11 protein-coding genes and 2 tRNA genes are annotated in these 12,920 nt (G+C 47.1%); 7 read left to right on the plus strand and 6 right to left on the minus strand.

Going from position 1 to position 12,920, the window contains the following annotated elements; translation table 11 throughout:
- Positions 1-13 precede the first annotated feature (13 nt).
- On the plus strand, positions 14-1,354 hold the full coding sequence (locus tag KQY15_RS12075) for a DNA recombination protein RmuC (protein ID WP_217669486.1): 1,341 nt from the start codon (positions 14-16) through the stop codon (positions 1,352-1,354).
- Here KQY15_RS12075 and KQY15_RS12080 read toward each other — a convergent pair whose 3' ends face one another.
- The 5 genes from KQY15_RS12080 to KQY15_RS12100 all read right to left on the minus strand — a co-directional run bounded on the left by KQY15_RS12080 (position 1,355) and on the right by KQY15_RS12100 (position 5,001).
- Entirely contained in the window at positions 1,355-2,392 is a 1,038-nt protein-coding gene (locus KQY15_RS12080) for a glycosyltransferase family protein (protein WP_217669488.1), read from the minus strand. It lies immediately after the preceding gene.
- A gap of 26 nt (positions 2,393-2,418) precedes the next feature.
- On the minus strand, positions 2,419-2,946 hold the full coding sequence (locus KQY15_RS12085) for a phosphatase PAP2 family protein (protein ID WP_217669490.1): 528 nt from the start codon (positions 2,944-2,946) through the stop codon (positions 2,419-2,421).
- Between the two features lie 119 nt (positions 2,947-3,065).
- On the minus strand, positions 3,066-4,529 hold the full coding sequence (locus tag KQY15_RS12090; RefSeq protein WP_217669492.1) for a protein adenylyltransferase SelO: 1,464 nt from the start codon (positions 4,527-4,529) through the stop codon (positions 3,066-3,068).
- Between the two features lie 170 nt (positions 4,530-4,699).
- Positions 4,700-4,776, minus strand: a tRNA-Met gene (locus KQY15_RS12095).
- Positions 4,777-4,924: 148 nt separating this feature from the next.
- A tRNA-Met gene (locus KQY15_RS12100) sits at positions 4,925-5,001 on the minus strand.
- A 206-nt stretch (positions 5,002-5,207) separates the two neighbouring features.
- Here KQY15_RS12100 and rlmKL point away from each other — a divergent pair.
- The 5 genes from rlmKL to rmf all read left to right on the plus strand — a co-directional run bounded on the left by rlmKL (position 5,208) and on the right by rmf (position 11,899).
- Positions 5,208-7,337, plus strand: a complete 2,130-nt coding sequence (gene rlmKL, locus KQY15_RS12105) for a bifunctional 23S rRNA (guanine(2069)-N(7))-methyltransferase RlmK/23S rRNA (guanine(2445)-N(2))-methyltransferase RlmL (protein WP_217669494.1) — start codon at positions 5,208-5,210, stop codon at positions 7,335-7,337.
- On the plus strand, positions 7,337-7,582 hold the full coding sequence (locus KQY15_RS12110; protein ID WP_217669496.1) for a glutaredoxin family protein: 246 nt from the start codon (positions 7,337-7,339) through the stop codon (positions 7,580-7,582). Before rlmKL ends, KQY15_RS12110 begins: the two co-directional genes overlap by 1 nt.
- A 29-nt stretch (positions 7,583-7,611) precedes the next feature.
- A complete protein-coding gene (gene uup, locus KQY15_RS12115) occupies positions 7,612-9,516 on the plus strand; it encodes an ATP-binding cassette ATPase Uup (RefSeq protein ID WP_217669498.1) in 1,905 nt (634 codons plus the stop codon).
- A gap of 39 nt (positions 9,517-9,555) precedes the next feature.
- Positions 9,556-11,397, plus strand: coding sequence for a DUF3466 family protein (locus KQY15_RS12120; RefSeq protein ID WP_217669500.1), 1,842 nt, complete (start codon positions 9,556-9,558; stop codon positions 11,395-11,397).
- A 319-nt stretch (positions 11,398-11,716) separates the two neighbouring features.
- Positions 11,717-11,899, plus strand: a complete 183-nt coding sequence (gene rmf, locus KQY15_RS12125) for a ribosome modulation factor (RefSeq protein WP_019674311.1) — start codon at positions 11,717-11,719, stop codon at positions 11,897-11,899.
- 81 nt (positions 11,900-11,980) lie between these two features.
- Here rmf and fabA read toward each other — a convergent pair whose 3' ends face one another.
- Positions 11,981-12,493 carry a bifunctional 3-hydroxydecanoyl-ACP dehydratase/trans-2-decenoyl-ACP isomerase gene (gene fabA, locus KQY15_RS12130; protein ID WP_217669502.1) on the minus strand — a complete coding sequence of 171 codons (513 nt, stop codon included), beginning with the start codon at positions 12,491-12,493 and terminating at the stop codon, positions 11,981-11,983.
- Positions 12,494-12,659: 166 nt separating this feature from the next.
- Here fabA and KQY15_RS12135 point away from each other — a divergent pair, with 166 nt between their 5' ends.
- A complete protein-coding gene (locus KQY15_RS12135; protein WP_254795680.1) occupies positions 12,660-12,917 on the plus strand; it encodes a hypothetical protein in 258 nt (85 codons plus the stop codon).
- The last annotated feature ends 3 nt before the right edge of the window (positions 12,918-12,920 follow it).

A 12,920-nucleotide genomic window follows, 5' to 3' on the forward strand; every position in this document is an offset into this window, starting at 1 on the left:
GGGCAGCATATTTATGGATTTCCCGTTCACGCCTTCAACTGCCGCATTGCTGATGATGGCGATATTTTTACTGATCCTGTTAGTGGTAACCGTCGGCCTGAAAAGACAACAACGAGAGCAGCAATTTAATCTGGCAAAAAGCGAAAATCAAACTCAGCTTTGGCAACAACAATATCAGCAATTACAACAACAGCATAATCAGTTACAGCAACAGTACCAGCAGCTGGCAATTGACCACGCCAGGTTGGGTAGCTCGCTGCAGGAAAAGCAACAGCATTTTTCCGAACAGCTGCAGCTGTTACAACACAATAAAGCGGCGTTAAAGCAAGAATTTGAATTGCTTGCAAATGATATTTTAGAGCGCAAAGGTGAGGTATTTAAGCACCAGAATCAGGAAAGTATGCGCCAGTTACTAACCCCGTTACAGCAGGATATGCAAGGCTTCCGACAAAAAGTGGAGATGTTGCATACGGAAGAAACCAAACAACGCTCAGAGCTGAAAACCGAATTAAAACAATTACAGGCGCTGAATCAGCAAATTACCACTGAAGCCAGTCAACTGAGTAAAGCCTTGCAGGGTGAGCGCAAAGTGCAGGGGAACTGGGGTGAGTTAATGCTGGAAAATGTGCTGGATAACAGCGGCCTGCAGCCAGGTAAAGATTACAAGCGGGAAGCGAGTTTTAATACTGACAGTGGCAGGCAAAGACCTGATGTTATCGTTTATCTGCCGCAGGGAAAGCACCTGATTATCGATGCAAAAACATCATTGTCTGCTTATACCCGTTATGTTAACTCAGACGATGACACAGACAGGTTACTGGCATTGAAAGCGCATATTGCAGCAGTTAAAGATCGGATAAACGAACTGGCTGATAAAAGCTACTACCAGATCTCGGGATTAAACTCTCCGGAAGTGGTATTTATGTTTATTCCGATAGAATCTGCTTATGTAACCGCCTTACAGCATGACAGTCAGTTATTTCAACAGGCACTTGATCGGAATATTCTGGTAACCACACCCACAACCTTGTTAACCAGCCTGAATATTGTTCGCCAGCTATGGCGTTTTGAAGATCAGAATAAACATACTGCAGAGTTGGCAAACCGTGCTGAAAAATTTTACCAGAAACTCAAAACATTTCTGGATAGCATGCAGGGGGTAGGCAAGCAACTGGACAAAGCCCGTGAAAGTTATGATAAAGCGCTGGGCCAATTGGTTGCCGGTAAAGGAAACCTGATAAAACAAGCTGCAGAATTTAAAGATTTAGGGGTGGCGGTAAAATCAGAATTAGATCAGGAATTGGTAGAGCGGGCCAGGCTTGAATTAGATATCAGTAATCAGCATAACGATTAGTTACTGTGACTGCCAGATTGACGCTGCTAACTGCTCAACTGGCGTCACACAGCCTTGTTTAAGCCAGCGGGCAATTGCCATGGACGGATTTGGCATCGGATAAGGGGCAGCCGGCGGACGGTTTAGCCAGTTTGACAGTAATTCGGGGATAAACTGGTTTAACTGCTCTGCTTTACCCATTTTCAGCAGGGTATAGGTGTTGTAGGCTTGCTCAATCTGACCTTGTAATGGCTTTATCAGTAATTTTTTACCGGCGATTAATGCCTCACTGCACAAGCCAAAACCGCTGTTACAGATTACGCCGCTGCAGTGTTGCAAGTCGGTGGGAAACCTACTACGGCTAAGTGGCAGTATCGTCACATTATCTTCAGTACGTAAAGCCTGCACGTTGGCATAAAGCTTAAACTGCCAGCTGGGGCATTGTTTTAACCAGTTAATGACTGATGACAATTGCTCAAAGGGCAGGTAAACCAGGATAAAGGCCGATTGGCCGCTAATATTGTCCGGGGAGCGTTCTGGCTGAGTTGCCGGGACAAGTAACGGTGGCAGTAACCCCGGAAATTCTGGTTGCCAGTGCACGCCCAGCATCAACTTTGCAGGTGCAAAACCAGATACTGCCATTTTTAACCATGTTGCAGACTGCTTTTCGGCCAGCGGAAATCGTAAGGCATACTGCCGGGCAAGGCCGACTGATAGTTTGCCCTGGCGTTTCGCGGCCCAGGCGCTGACTGGTTCAAAGTCGGTCAGTACTAAATCATAGCTTGTTAAGTCTAATTGTCTGACGTCACGGTAAAACTGCATTGGCCGTAATTGAGTAATGGTAGTCAGTTTTTTTACTTTGCCGTTTGCCGTAGCAAAGGTAAAACCATTTGCCCAGTGGTAAGCGCCAAACATATCCATATCAAACAGCTGTTGCTTTGGCCGGCCGCTGAACAGAAAGTCAACGTCGATCCCATGTTGCAGCAGCGCCGGCAACATTGCTCTGGCCCTGGTGATATGGCCGTTACCGGTAGCCTGCACCCCATAAAGTATTTTCATCAGGCTCCTGTTTAACAGATAACTTTTTATACACTGGTTTGCAAAACGACTAACGCAATCAGGCTGCCAAGGCCGGCTCCTGCCAGAATATCTGTTGGATAGTGTACTCCCAATAACACCCGGGACAAGCCGATACCAGTGGCCAGCATCAGATAATACACAGTAAATTGCGGGTAATACGCTGCAAGTAACCAGGCAAACATAAAGGCAGCGGCGGTATGGCCAGATGGAAAACTAAAACGGTCAGAGGGGTGAATCGCAGGTGTCCAGCCATGTTGGGTTGGGCCCCTCGGTCGCTCGCGTTGAATGGCATTTTTTAACAGCAGGTACAGTGGCAACTCAATAGCAAATGCCAGTACTGCATGCTGGATAAATTGCTGGCCCTGGTGAAAATCAAACTGCCACAGCAGCATGGCCGCAATTAGATATAAGTGGCCATCGCCGCAGCGGGATAAACCGAGGCTAAGCTTTTTAACTGATGGTAATTGCCCAATCAGGTTTACCTGAAAAAACAATCTCGTATCGAGCAATGTCAGCTTTTGCAGTGTATTCATCAGTATTATCTCTGGCGAAACCTGCTGTCATTAAAGGCATTAAACATGACATCTCCATGAAAATCAGATGAAACATTTATGACTGGCTGGCGCTAAGCATTCAATCAGGTGCGGTAGGTTTAAGTACCACAAAAAGTCCGCTGTACCCGCTCTTTCGCAGTGGCTGGCTGACGAAATGCGGCATAAGCCTGATCAGTTGCAAAAGGTTTTAGCCAGGCCTGTTTTAACTGATTAAATAAAGTGAGTTCGCCATGCCTGCTAACCTGCTCGATAGCTTGCTGGATCAAATGATTCCGCGGGATAAACTCTGGATTAACGCCCTGCATAGCCGTCGTACGTTGCTGATCGCTCATTGTCTGCTTGTTAATACGTGCTTGCCAGCTGGCAAACCACCTTTGCCAGTGGTTGTTATCAGTGAATAACTCAGCAGCGATTTGTGGATCGTTCTGGCTGAACTGACGAAAAAACAAGGTGAAGTCGACATGATCCTGCTGCATCAATTGCAGTAACCCGTTAATCAGCTGCGTATCATCAGGCTCACTGTGTGCAATACCCAGTTTTGCGGTCATTTTTTGCAAGTACACTTGCTGATAACTTTGACTGAATGACTCCAGTGCGGCGCTGGCCATTGCAATTGCTTCGGTTTGACTGCTATGCAGTAGCGGCAACAGGCTCTCGGCTAAGCGGGTCAGATTCCACAGCGCAACAGGTGGCTGGTTGATGTAGGCATAGCGTCCGCGCCGATCTATGGCACTGAATACGGTTTTGTCATCGTACGCTTCCATAAAAGCACAGGGGCCGTAATCGATGGTTTCACCGCTTATGCTCATGTTGTCGGTATTCATTACCCCATGAATAAAGCCCAGGCTCATCCAATGTGCCACCGTCGTTGCCTGTGAAGCGATAACGGCTTGCAATAACGCCAGATAGGGCTGAGATTCGCCCGCACAGTGAGGATAGTGACGGCTGATAACATAATCGGCAAATTCTTTTAGCAGCGCAGGATCGCCGACCGACGCTACATATTGAAAGGTACCAATCCGGATATGACTTTTGGCTACCCTGGTTAAAATTGCACCGGGCTGTGGTTCATCCCGATACACTATTTCACCGCTGCTTACCGCTGCTAGCGCGCGGGTTGTGGGCACGCCTAACGCATGCATGGCTTCACTAACCAGATACTCGCGGATAACCGGTCCTATAGGTGAACGACCATCACCACCCCTGGAAAATGGGGTGGGGCCGGCACCTTTTAGCTGCAAATCAAAACGCTGGCCTGATCGGCTAATGACTTCTGCCAGCAACAAGGCCCGGCCATCGCCAAGCTGAGGTACATAGTTGGCAAACTGATGGCCGGCATACGCCTGTGCTATTGGTTGGCACCAGTCAGGCAGATCGTTGCCGGAGAACAATTTTAACCCTGCATCGCTGGCATGGTATTGCTCTGGCAGCACTAATTCATTGGCCAAATCCTGATTAAATGCCAGCCATTGAGGCCCGGCTACCGGAGTAGGTTTACAATTAGCAAACAATGCTGATGGTAAACTTTGATAGCTTTGTTCGACATTAAATGTAGCTGACATACCAGACTCGCGTAAGCAATAAAGCTGAATACTGTAGCTGAATTACGCCCACAAAAAAACCTACTTAAAGTAGGCTTAGTTGGTTGCGGGAGCCGGATTTGAACACCTTCGCCACGCGGTTATAAAGAGGAGCCCGAGGGCGATTCATTAAACCATATATACAACTTAGTTGGTTGCGGGAGCCGGATTTGAACCGACGACCTTCGGGTTATGAGCCCGACGAGCTACCAGGCTGCTCCATCCCGCGTCCGTGTTATTACAACTGAGCAGTGGTTGTAATAGGTTGCTATGCAATGAGGGTTTTTGGTTGCGGGAGCCGGATTTAGACCTTCGCCCCATGGTTATAAAGAGGAGCCCGAGGGCGCTGTCCTATAATCACTTTTGCACAATCAATTTGGTTGCGGGAGCCGGATTTGAACCGACGACCTTCGGGTTATGAGCCCGACGAGCTACCAGGCTGCTCCATCCCGCGTCCGTCATTGCGGGGCGCATCTTAGTGGTTTTAGTAGTGCTATGCAAGATGTTAATAAGGGTATTTTCAGTTATTTATCCTGATTGGCTATTTAAGCAGCAGCTTGTGCTAATAAGCCGCAATAATAGTTGCAATTACAAATCTTCAAACGTGTTTAAAGCACATTCTGTTATACTGTCGGCCATTTTATTTAAAGGTTAGGTGTTATGCTGGAATTCTGGGCTTTAACGTCAAAGGGCGTCGAAGAGCTGTTGGCCGATGAGATACGCCATTATCAGGGCGAAGTCATTAAAGTGGCTATGGGTGTAGTGCGCTTTAAAGCTGAGTTAAGCAATGCATATCAGTTATGTTTATGGTCGCGCCTGGCCACCCGTATTATGCGTCTTATTCAATCAGAACCGGTAACCGCAGACTCAGATTTGTATCAGATGGCCCGTAAAATTGACTGGCCACAGTTAATGACCATTCGTCAGACCCTGGCGGTGGATTGTGTTGGTAAACACGCCACTATTGATAACAGCCAGTTTGGTGGCATGCGTTTAAAAGATGCCATTGTTGATCAGTTTCGGGAAGAAACCGGCCAGCGGCCGGATGTTGACCGCTTAAACCCGGATATGCGCTTTCAGGTTCGGCTGGAAAAAAACTATTTTCACTTTTTGCAGGACTTCTCCGGGCCATCTTTACATCAGAGGGGATATCGCAGCGGGCAGGGTGAAGCACCGTTAAAAGAACACCTGGCGGCTGCGTTATTAAAGCGATCTGGCTGGAGCAGCGATAAGCCGTTGTTTGACCCGTTTTGTGGCAGTGGCACCATTATTATTGAAGCGGCATTAATTGCCCTGAATAAAGCACCGGGGTTAAACCGCGAACGCTTTGCTTTTGAAGGCTGGCCGGGCCACCGGGCAAGTGTCTGGCAGCAGTTAAAAGCCGAGGCTAAAGCCAAAGAAGTGCAATTGCCGGCACAAACACTTTGTTATGGCAGTGATACCGACGAACGGGCGCTAGCCAAAGCGCGGCAAAACATAGCCAGGGCAGGGGTAGCAGACTATGTTAAAGTCGAATACGGCGATGCAACCGGGCTTAAAGGCAGTGTTGCTGCAACACCCGGAGTGATTGTCACTAACCCGCCTTATGGTGAGCGTTTGGGCGATTTACCCAGTTTAATTCCGCTATACAGCAAATTCGCGCTGGCGCTAAAACAGCATTATCAGGGCTGGCGCTTAGCCATTATTACCTCTAATGCTGATTTATTGCGCTCATTGCGTTTATCGAAAAGTAAAACCTATAAATTCACCAATGGCCCGCTTGATTGCGAATTCACCTTGTTTGATCTGACTGAAAAACAAGTGGCGGTGAGTTCCGATGCACCGTCGTTATTTTTTAGTGAAAGCAGCTCTTTTGGTAATAGGTTGGCGAAAAACCTAAAGCAGTTGCAGAAGTGGGCTAAGCGCGAAGGTACTAACTGTTACCGGCTGTATGATGCCGATATTCCCGAATATAACGTTGCGGTTGACTGGTACGACGGTGAAGTGGTGGTGCATGAATACGCCGCGCCAGCCACGGTTGATGAACAAATTGCCCAGAAGCGTTTATTTGACGTTGTTAATCAGGTACCGGCGGTGCTGGGGATCAGCTCCGATAAAATGATTTTAAAAGTGCGGGAAAAGCAAAAGGGAACAAATCAGTATCAGGCGATGGCTAAAGCCGGCCAATATAAAGAAGTAACCGAATACGGCGCTAAGTTTTTAGTAAACCTGCGTGATTACCTGGATACCGGTTTGTTTTTAGACCATCGCTTAACCCGGCGTTTAATTCAGCAGCAAGCCAGGGGTAAGACAGTGTTAAACCTGTTTGCCTACACTGGCACTGCGTCGGTACATGCGGCTATTGGCGGTGCCAAAGCAGTGACAACCGTTGATATGTCCAACACCTATTTAGACTGGGCAAAGCGTAACTTTACCCTCAACGGCTTCATGCTTAGCGGCCCACAGGCTAAACAGTATCAGTTTGAGCAAGCTGATTGCCTGCAATGGCTGGCTCGCTGTCGCAACCAGTTTGATCTTATTTTTGTTGACCCGCCAACTTTTTCTAATTCGAAGCGGATGGAAGATAACTGGGATGTACAACGGGATCATGTCAGCCTACTTAATATGTTGGTAGGCCGCCTGAATCCGAGCGGAAAAGTCATTTTTTCTAACAATAAGCGCCGCTTTAAAATTGATAAAGCAGCACTGGAAGAGGCGGGCTGGCAGATCAAAGATATTTCGGCAGCAACCTTGCCGGAAGATTTTAAGCGTAACCCCAATATCCATGTTTGTTTCGAGTTAACCCGTTAATGCCTCAGTACATTTTATACAGCACCTGGGGCTGCCATTTATGTGAGCAAGCCGAAGCACTGTTAACATCATCCGGCGTTGAGTTTCGGGTGGTGGATATTATTGACGATGAACAACTGTTGCAGCAGTTTCGGGTGCATATTCCGGTGCTGGCTGCAGCTGATAAACTATTGTATTGGCCGTTTGATGCGGACAGTATCACAAGTTGGTTGAAAAACATTCAGGCTGAAACACCGTCAGAGTAAAAATTGCTTAGATTAAAGGATAGTAAGTAGTGGAATTATTGCGTTTTCAACAGGCGTGTCTGGCCTTTGGTACCAATCCGATATTAGATCATGTCGATTTTAGCCTGTTTAGTGGTGAGCGGGTGTGTTTGGTCGGGCGCAACGGTGCCGGTAAATCGTCGTTTTTAAAATTGCTGACCGGTCAGCAAAATCTGGATGATGGCCAGATAGTGGTTAATACCGGCGTGGTGCTAAGTCGCTTAGAGCAAGATCCGCCAGCAAAAATGCAAACTAAAATTGCCGATTTTATCCGAGAAGGTGCTGATGATTTAGCAGAGAAGCTGCAGCAATTTTATACCCTATCTGAGAATCTGGAAGGGGCTGGTGATGCTGAGTACCGGTTATTTGAGCAACTGCAAAATGAAATGGATACCCGCGATGGCTGGTCGTTGGAGGCCAGGGTTAGCGATCTGTGTCAGCAATTTGAAATGGATCCAGACGCCAGTTTAGCCACTTTATCCGGTGGCTGGTTACGTAAAGCAGCGTTAGCGAGGGCATTGATCGCTAAGCCTGACATTTTGCTGCTGGATGAACCAACCAACCACTTAGATTTAGCCGCCATTCAGTGGTTGGAGCAATTCTTACTGAATTTTAATGGCGCCATCATCTTTATTTCGCACGACCGGGCGTTTATCCGGGCGCTGGCGACCCGGATCATTGATTTAGACCGGGGCGAATTAACTTCACATCCTGGCAACTATCAGGAATATCTCGATCGCAAACAGAAGATGCTGGAAGACGAGCAAAAGCACAATGCCTTGTTTGATAAACGGCTGGCAGAGGAAGAAGTGTGGATCCGTCAGGGAATTAAAGCCCGTCGCACCCGCAATGAGGGCAGGGTCAGAGCATTAAAAGCATTGCGTCAGGAACGGGCCGCCCGCTTGGAGCAGCAAGGTAAAGTCGATTTTAATATTGAGCAGGCTAACCGCTCGGGCAAACTGGTATTTGAAGGCAAAGGCATTAATCTGGCGTTTAATGGCAAGCCGGTAATCGCCAATCTGGATTTGCTGGTAATGCGGGGCGACAGGATTGCATTAGTCGGGCCAAATGGGGTAGGTAAGTCCAGTTTGATAAAGGTGCTGCTGGGTGACTATAACGTTGACAGCGGCGAGGTAAAGCGCGGCACCAACCTGGAAGTCGCCTATTTTGACCAGCACCGGATCGCTCTGGATTTAGAAGCGACCGTTCAGGACAACGTAGCAGATGGTAAACAAGAAGTTCAGCAAAATGGCCAAAGCCGCCATGTGCTTAGTTATTTACAGGATTTTTTGTTCCCTCCAGCCCGGGCCAGAACACCGGTAAAAGCTTTATCGGGCGGTGAGAAAAACCGGCTGTTGCTAGCCAAGCTATTTGCCAGACCCAGTAATTTACTTATTCTGGATGAACCGACCAACGATTTAGATGTAGAAACCCTGGAATTGCTGGAAGATATTTTACAACAGTATCAGGGTACCGTGCTATTGGTTAGCCACGACCGGGAGTTTGTAAATAATACGGTCACCAGTTCATTGTTATTTGCCGGTAACGGCCGGATTATTGAAATTGCCGGCGGCTATGACGATGTTACGGCATATCAGGCCAGACAAATGGCGCAAGTAACGCCGGCAAAAGCAGTCTCAGTTGCTGAAAAGCCTGCAACGGCGGAAGTTAACCCTTTAGTTAAAAATCCGAAGAAGTTATCATACAAAGAAAAACGCGAACTTGAATTATTACCCCAGCAGATTGAACAACTTGACGCCGAGCTAAATGCTTTGCAATTACAAGTGAATGATCCTGAGTTCTTTAAACGGGATGCTGCTGCTAGTCAACAGACGTTGAACCAATTGCAGCAAACCGAGTCGAAGTTGGCGCAAGCGTATGCGCGCTGGGAACAATTAGAAGCATTAAATTCTTAGTACGGCAAACGTACATCAGAAGTACATTAGGGGCCTTGAATGAAATTATCTCGAATCAGTTTGGCGGTATTGCCACTGCTAACTGCATTTTCCACTGTTGCTGCTGTGTATCAGGTCGCAGAACTTGAACCTAACTCAATATCCAAGGCAACATTTGCTTCAGCACTGAATGATCAGGGCAATGCGGTTGTTACTGGCCAGGGCTTTATCCAATGGCAGGAGTCAAATCAGCAAGGTTCTTTGCGCTCAGCGGTAAATTTTATTAATTTCCCGCTGGATGTCAGCACTATCAATTTTGAAAGTACGACCATTACCGCGGTGTTAACACCGGAACAGATTGAAGATGCCAAACTAGGTATTTTTGATGCATCAGTTTTAAACACACTGACCCTACTGTTAGCCACCAACCCGAATATCAGAAATCAACCTGTTGGCCGGGCTGTTGCTATTTCGCAGCCAGAAAATGGCGCACCGGTGGTCATTCCAATGCGCGATCTGGAACAGCTTCGCTCAAACAGTGAATATGTATACGATTTAAATGAGCAAGGCGTAGCGGTTGGCATCGCGACGGCGCCTGCCAGTAAGCAGCAGTTTACCCCTGCGCCGGACCCGGACGATGAGGATGCCGAAGCCCCTGAAACTATAACGGTCTGGCAACCAGAGCCTGGCTTTCAGTACGGTGTAGCGGTTACTGATTCTGGTCCGGTAAACCTGTTGCCACCTTATACTGAATTAGGCGGTGGCTTTAGCCGGGCCTTATCAGTAAATAATCAGGGTTTAATTGCCGGATCAGGCTCAGTCGGGCTTGATGACGGGAGAGTGACAGTTATTGAAGAAACCTGTGATGGCGCAAGTCAGCCAGTAGATGCCTGCTTAAACGCCTTTCACCAGGCAGGAGTTTATACACTTGGTGATTTACTAGCCGACGTCAGGGCTTACCAAACCGTGTTTTCCTACAGAAACGGCTATCAGGAAAGAGCGATGTTATGGCAATTGCAGCCTGATGGCTCTGCTACTGTCAACCAAACCTATGGCTTCCTGGGTGAGAAAGGCACTGGAGCAACGTACACTCCTGAAAACGGATTGCCTGAAGTGCAGTATTACAGTAGCGCGACAGCAGTTAATGATAACGGTGTAGCGGTAGGACATTCGTTATATACTGATGGCGACCGGATCCTGAGATTCCGTGTTCAGTTTCAGGAGTTGAGCCGAATTTATGCCGCACCCCATGCCACGTTATTTCGTGATGGCGTAGTTAGCGATATTATTGACCCGGCAGAGTGGCTTGCAAGTACTGCTGTTGCCATTAACAACAGTAATGTTGCTACCGGTTTTGCCATGAAAACCATTAATGGTTTACGACGGAGCAAGTTTTTTTACTATGACGTGGCAACGGATACAACAGTGTTTCCGACCGACTTTTTCGCCAGTTCGTCATCTGTTCCATCGGCTATAAACGATAACGGTCAGATTGTCGGCCGGGCTGAAATTATTATCGGTGGCACTACCGACCGTCGCCAGCATGGCTTTGTTTATGACATTGCCAGTGATACGTTCCAGGATTTAAACAAGCTGGTAGGTTGTAATGCCGATTTTACTATAGTCGATGCCAACGCGATTAATAATAATGGTGAAATACTGGCAACAGTACTGCAGCGAATGCCACAGCTTGATGCTAAAGGTGAACCAGTACTTGACGACAGTGGTAACCCGGTGCTGGCAGAACAAGCCAAGGCCGTTAAGCTGCTGCCAATAGCCAATGGTGAGCCTGAGAGCTGCGATACCGAACAAAACACCTACGAGCGTAAGGCTGGTGGCCTGGGCAGCTTTGGGTTTTTGTTGCTGGCCGGTTTTGGTTTGTTGTTTCGTCGCAGACGCTAACAACCTGACACCTAACTCTGAAATATAAAGCTGCTTCGGCAGCTTTTTTTTTAATTAATATTTTTGTTATGCTAAAACAGTTATCAAAAAAACTTTTTAAGCGTAATAAAATATAAATAAAAACGTCTTTAAAAGGCAAACAACTTCAGTTCGTTAGCTTTTGTCAAGCAGTAAATCTTTTAATTTGATTTGAACCTTCTTTTGCTGTCAGCTATCAATTAATACGTACGCAATGTTGGATTGGTGACAGGCCAGCGTCGGCTGCTCAAAACACGTGACGTACGATTAATTAATAAAAAATGTTGAGGAAGACTGCCGTATGAAAAGACAAAAACGTGATCGTCTGGAACGTGCTCATGCTCAAGGTTATCGTGCCGGTGTTACCGGACGGTCTAAAGAAATTTGTCCCTATCAAAATTTAGATGCCCGCTCACAATGGCTTGGAGGTTGGCGGGAAGCAATGGAAGACCGAAATGTCGGTTTATTTAACAAAGGCCTCTAACCGGATACCTAACCAATTTCAATGATTAGAAAGACAAACCCCGCTTTGATTGCGGGGTTTGTTTTATTATGCACTTTAGGCTCAGAAGCTTGACGTGTCCTGAAACAGGCCTACCTTTAAATCGGTTGCGGCATAAATATCCCGACCATCAACACTTACCACGCCGTCACCGATACCCATAAAGAGTTTTCTTTTAATTACCCTTTTCATATTAATGGTATAGGTTACTTTTTTAGCCGTGGGTAATATTTGCCCGGTAAATTTGACTTCACCGACGCCCAACGCACGGCCTTTGCCAGGGCCACCACACCAGCCAAGGAAAAAACCAACTAATTGCCACATGGCATCCAGGCCAAGACATCCTGGCATTACCGGATCACCCTTAAAGTGACAGGCAAAGAACCAGAGATCAGGTGTAATATCCAGTTCTGCTATGATCTGGCCTTTGCCGTAAAGGCCGCCTTCTTCAGATATATGGATAATTCTGTCCATCATCAGCATGTTATCCGACGGCAGCTGGCTGTTACCTTCGCCGAATAAATCGCCATTTGCACAGGCGATTAAATCTTCTTTTGTAAAGCTATTCTTAGTCATGTATGTTTAACCCATTATAATTGCTGCGCCACTTTAGCGAACACTTGTACGCCAGACAAGTCCGATTTGTCGGTTCGTTGTAATTTCCAACCTGTCTGATAGTTTGTACTTGTGATAATAGGCGTGCGTTGTTCACCTGACAAACAATAGAGTAATGAGTATAGCTATGAGCAGTGACAATAAGCGGGCACTGAGTAATGCCGAGAAACAACAACGTTACCGGCAGCGGCAACAAGCTTCAGGCAAAAAGGAACTTCGGGGATATTTAACACCTGAAGCATTAGGTTGCTATCAGGAGATCCAGGATAAAACCCAATGGAACGACAGTACACTGCTAAGCAATGCCATTCGTTTAATGTACGCTGCCCATAAATGTGGTCAGATTGGTATTCTGAACAGCTGGTTAACCGAGCACAAGCGTTAAAAG

The sequence above is a fragment of the Arsukibacterium indicum genome, from assembly GCF_019100565.1.
GTDB classification, from domain to species: Bacteria; Pseudomonadota; Gammaproteobacteria; order Enterobacterales; family Alteromonadaceae; genus Alishewanella; species Alishewanella indicum.

Bases quoted from the DNA above. Each gene is read 5' to 3' on its own strand.
- KQY15_RS12110 (WP_217669496.1), top strand. From the start codon at position 7,337: ATGCCTCAGTACATTTTATACAGCACCTGGGGCTGCCATTTATGTGAG.
- rlmKL (WP_217669494.1), top strand. From the start codon at position 5,208: ATGCTGGAATTCTGGGCTTTAACGTCAAAGGGCGTCGAAGAGCTGTTG.
- fabA (WP_217669502.1), bottom strand. From the start codon at position 12,493: ATGACTAAGAATAGCTTTACAAAAGAAGATTTAATCGCCTGTGCAAAT.
- KQY15_RS12135 (WP_254795680.1), top strand. From the start codon at position 12,660: ATGAGCAGTGACAATAAGCGGGCACTGAGTAATGCCGAGAAACAACAA.
- KQY15_RS12085 (WP_217669490.1), bottom strand. From the start codon at position 2,946: ATGAATACACTGCAAAAGCTGACATTGCTCGATACGAGATTGTTTTTT.
- KQY15_RS12080 (WP_217669488.1), bottom strand. From the start codon at position 2,392: ATGAAAATACTTTATGGGGTGCAGGCTACCGGTAACGGCCATATCACC.
- KQY15_RS12090 (WP_217669492.1), bottom strand. From the start codon at position 4,529: ATGTCAGCTACATTTAATGTCGAACAAAGCTATCAAAGTTTACCATCA.
- KQY15_RS12120 (WP_217669500.1), top strand. From the start codon at position 9,556: ATGAAATTATCTCGAATCAGTTTGGCGGTATTGCCACTGCTAACTGCA.
- KQY15_RS12075 (WP_217669486.1), top strand. From the start codon at position 14: ATGGATTTCCCGTTCACGCCTTCAACTGCCGCATTGCTGATGATGGCG.
- rmf (WP_019674311.1), top strand. From the start codon at position 11,717: ATGAAAAGACAAAAACGTGATCGTCTGGAACGTGCTCATGCTCAAGGT.